The organism is Ameyamaea chiangmaiensis (genome assembly GCF_013376175.1).
Taxonomy (GTDB): Bacteria; Pseudomonadota; Alphaproteobacteria; order Acetobacterales; family Acetobacteraceae; genus Ameyamaea; species Ameyamaea chiangmaiensis.
Genome location: NZ_JABXXR010000224.1, coordinates 1 through 3,318, shown reverse-complemented (window position 1 = coordinate 3,318; position 3,318 = coordinate 1). Strand labels below are relative to the sequence as shown.

The following is a 3,318-nucleotide window of genomic DNA, read 5'->3' as shown; positions in this document are numbered from 1 at the left end:
GAGAGCCGAGGTTGCGTGCTGGACCGGGTCAGGACGTGGCTGGCCACGCGTGACGGTCCGGGCGCGGCGTGCGTGGTCGTCGCGGAACCGGTCATCGTGCGCGCCTTGGTCCTTGCCGTTCTGGGCGGCGGTGCGTCCATGGAGCACGCGCTGGATGTCGCCCCGCTGTCGCGGACGGTGCTGGTGCGGCACAGGACATGGCGCGTCCGCCAGATGGGTATGCCGTTAACCGGCGGGGAATAAGCCCGGCGACGGCGGTATCACACCCCCCGGGATGTCAGGCGGTCGCGACCGAATCCGGCATGTCAATCGTGACGGTCAGACCCTGGTCGGTCCAGCACCGGTCAACCGTGCCACCGACCGCCTGCACGATGCGGTCGACCATGGTGGTGCCGAACCCGCGTTGGCAGGGTTCGTCCCGGTCCCGCCTGTCGTTGGCCTCCACCCATGTCAGGGTCAGCGCGCCGCCCGACAGCGTCCATGTGATGGACACCTGTCCGCTCTCGCCGCTCAACGCACCATACTTGACCGCATTGGTGGCCAGCTCGTGCAGGACAAGTGCGAGTGTCGTCGTCACGCTGCGCAGGACGGTTGCGACGGGCCCGGCGGTCGTGCACCGCGCGCCATATGGTTGCATGACCGACGCGACGACCGTCGCAAGATCGGCGCGCTCGTCGCCGCATTCCGGGGTATCGAGAAACGCCGCGTCCGACGCGCGGGCAAGGGCCGCGAGCTTGTCGCGCAGGATGGTCGTCGCGGATGTCCCGGGCGGTGCCGCCGTGGACTCCTTTTCCGCAAGCGATATCAGGCCGGCCACGACCGTAAACAGGTTCTTGATCCGGTGCTGCATCTCGTTTGCCAGCAGCTTTTCCCGTGCGACCGCGCGTTCGAGCTGCTGCTCCAGACGTGTCTGGGCCGTGACATCGCGCGATACGCACAGGATCGAGACGACCTGCCCGGACGCGTCTGTAACAGGGGTCAGCAGATTGTCCCAGTACGACGTGCCGGCAGAGGACGCGCTCTGTCCGGCGAAGCGCGCCGTGCATCCCCGCGCGGCTTGGCCGAGGGCGGTGTGGCCCGCCTTGCGCACCGTCTCGGGTAGCAGGGACAGCCATGGCATGCCGAAACCGGAATGTTCCGGGACGCCCAGCGCGACGCACCCGGCCCGGTTCATGGTAATGAGCGTCCCGTCTACCCCGAGCACCTTGATGCAGTCCGGTGTAATGTCGAGCATCGCCTGCTGCAGGTGGGACAGGTCGGGGGCCGTCTGGCTCGGCGGGGCGGGCGCGATCACGTCGGCGCGGATTTCGGTATCGCGAATCATGCGCGCGCCTGTCTGCTGTCTCTGTTCACGTGCTATCGCCTCCGGGCGCCGACATCAATGCCGTGTGTGGCGCCCACGCCTAGATGAACTGCCCGCGCAGGAAGCCGAGCGCGGGCAGGGGGCGCCACGAACGCGGCACGTCGGCCCGGCGGACGGGGGCGATGCTGTAATGCGGCGCAGGTTGGCGCGACTGCCGGAGGAAGTGGGCATACTCGCGAACCTGTTGCATGCGCCAGTCGCGGTCGGCCAGCGCGGCCTCGCGGCTGGAGAACAGTTCCGCGATCCGGTCGGTCTTGCCGAGCGATGCGATGACGGCCCAGAGCACCTCATCGCGTCTGCCAGCGGGGCGGAGGGTCACGACCTTGTCTATCAGTGCCTCCCTTGACCGGGGCGGACGTCGCCCGAGGACGACCGGGCGCGTGTGCCATGCTACAAACATGCAACGGCCGTGGCAAACCGGGGCGCCCTTACGCGGGGCAATGTGTGATGCGACTTCGCTGCGTTCCGTGGCGTTAGGGCGCGAAGGGGCCGGCGGCACATGCTTGCAGGGTTCGGCTATGGCGCGTTAGGAGGCATTCATGATCCGTCTTGTCATAATTATTCCGTTCGTCCTCGCCCTCGTGGTGTTCAGTGTCAGCAATCCCGATCCGGTCCAGATGTGGCTGGTCACGTATGGCTGGCAGTGGTCAGCGGGCGTGCTGGCCCTGGCGACCTCGACCGCGTTCTTCCTGCTGGGCGCGTTCGCGGTCTGGGTTGTCGAACTGCGCCAGAGCCGGCGGGCACGCCGGGCCGAGGCCCGGGTGCGCGAACTCGAGACCCAGATCGATACGCTGCGCACGCAGATGAGCACGATGGTGACCCCGGCACCGGTTGCTCCGGCGGCAGGCCCGCGTGCGGGCCTGTATTCGTGACACGACTGATCGTCGCCCTCGACACGCGCGACCCCGCTCAGGCGCAGGCCTGGGTCGGTCAGACCAGCGCCAGCGCGCAGGCCTACAAGCTCGGGCTGGAATTCTGTTACGCCAATGGCTTTGCTGCGGCCGCGACCTTTGCGAAATCGCATCCGCTGTTTCTTGATCTCAAGCTGCACGACATCCCCAACACCGTGGGTGCGGCGGTGGACAGCCTGACGCCTGTGGCGCCGAAGCTGTTGACGGTTCACGCCTCGGGCGGGGCGGCGATGATTGCCGCCGCCCGTGCAGCGCTGGAACGCCGCTTCGCGCCGGCCGATCGGCCCATATTGCTGGCCGTCACCGTGCTGACGAGTACCGATGCCGATGGTCTGCGCCAAACGGGTGTGGACGCATCGCCACGCGACCAGGTGCTGCGTCTTGGCGCGCTCGCCATGGACGCGGGGGCCGACGGACTGGTCTGTTCGGCACATGAAATCGCGCCGCTGCGTGATCGGCTGGGCACGACGCCCGTGCTGGTCGTGCCCGGCATTCGTCCGGCCGGCAGCAGCGCCGATGACCAGGCCCGGATCATGACCCCGACGCAGGCCGCGCGCGCCGGGGCGGACTGGATCGTGGTGGGACGACCGATCACCCGTGCCGACGATCCGGGCGCGGCCGCCGCGTCCATCGCCGCTGAACTGTCGGCCGCGTCATGACGACGCCCGCTGCCGAAGGGCCGCCGGTGCGGGTCAAGATCTGCGGCCTGCGTGACGAGGCAACTCTGGACGCGGCGCTTGCGGCCGGGGCGGACTGGATCGGTTTTCAGCAGTTCGAGCGCAGCCCGCGTTATATCACGCCCGACCGTGTTGCGACTCTGGTCCGTCATATGGACCGGCGCGCGCGCAGCGTCGTCCTGTTTGTCGAGCCGACTGATGACGAGGTGGCGCGGCTGCTGGGTCGGGTGACGCCGGATGTCCTGCAGATTTACGCGTCGGAAGATCGTGCGTGCGCACTTCGGGAGCGGTTCGGGGTGCCTGTCTGGCACGCGCGCGGGGTCGCGGTTGCCGCTGACCTGCCGCACGCGACGCCGGTGGACGGGCT

5 protein-coding genes and 1 pseudogene are annotated in these 3,318 nt (G+C 68.4%); 4 read left to right on the top strand and 2 right to left on the bottom strand.

Going from position 1 to position 3,318, the window contains the following annotated elements; translation table 11 throughout:
* Positions 1-243, top strand: a pseudogene (locus HUK82_RS15520) (histidine phosphatase family protein); the annotation flags it as partial.
* 34 nt (positions 244-277) lie between these two features.
* Here the strand turns inward: HUK82_RS15520 and HUK82_RS15515 are convergent.
* Together HUK82_RS15515 and HUK82_RS15510 are read right to left on the bottom strand one after the other, a co-directional pair.
* Positions 278-1,324 (bottom strand): sensor histidine kinase, encoded by a 1,047-nt coding sequence (locus HUK82_RS15515; RefSeq protein WP_176614803.1) that lies wholly within the window; start codon positions 1,322-1,324, stop codon positions 278-280.
* 79 nt (positions 1,325-1,403) lie between these two features.
* The gene (locus HUK82_RS15510) at positions 1,404-1,682 is read right to left on the bottom strand and encodes a hypothetical protein (RefSeq protein WP_264802099.1); all 279 of its coding nucleotides are present in this window, start codon (positions 1,680-1,682) and stop codon (positions 1,404-1,406) included.
* Positions 1,683-1,902: 220 nt separating this feature from the next.
* Between HUK82_RS15510 and HUK82_RS15505 the strand changes: the two genes are divergently transcribed.
* From HUK82_RS15505 to trpF, 3 genes are all read left to right on the top strand, one after another.
* Positions 1,903-2,235, top strand: a complete 333-nt coding sequence (locus HUK82_RS15505; RefSeq protein WP_176614802.1) for a lipopolysaccharide assembly protein LapA domain-containing protein — start codon at positions 1,903-1,905, stop codon at positions 2,233-2,235.
* The gene (gene pyrF / locus HUK82_RS15500; RefSeq protein ID WP_176614801.1) at positions 2,232-2,933 is read left to right on the top strand and encodes an orotidine-5'-phosphate decarboxylase; all 702 of its coding nucleotides are present in this window, start codon (positions 2,232-2,234) and stop codon (positions 2,931-2,933) included. The genes HUK82_RS15505 and pyrF overlap by 4 nt, the downstream gene beginning before the upstream one ends.
* Positions 2,930-3,318: phosphoribosylanthranilate isomerase (gene trpF / locus HUK82_RS15495; protein WP_456304209.1), on the top strand; the 389-nt coding region annotated here is incomplete at its 3' end. The genes pyrF and trpF, both read left to right, overlap by 4 nt.

Excerpts from the sequence above, each read along its gene's own strand:
- HUK82_RS15505 (WP_176614802.1), top strand. The coding sequence starts at position 1,903 with ATGATCCGTCTTGTCATAATTATTCCGTTCGTCCTCGCCCTCGTGGTG.
- HUK82_RS15515 (WP_176614803.1), bottom strand. The coding sequence starts at position 1,324 with ATGATTCGCGATACCGAAATCCGCGCCGACGTGATCGCGCCCGCCCCG.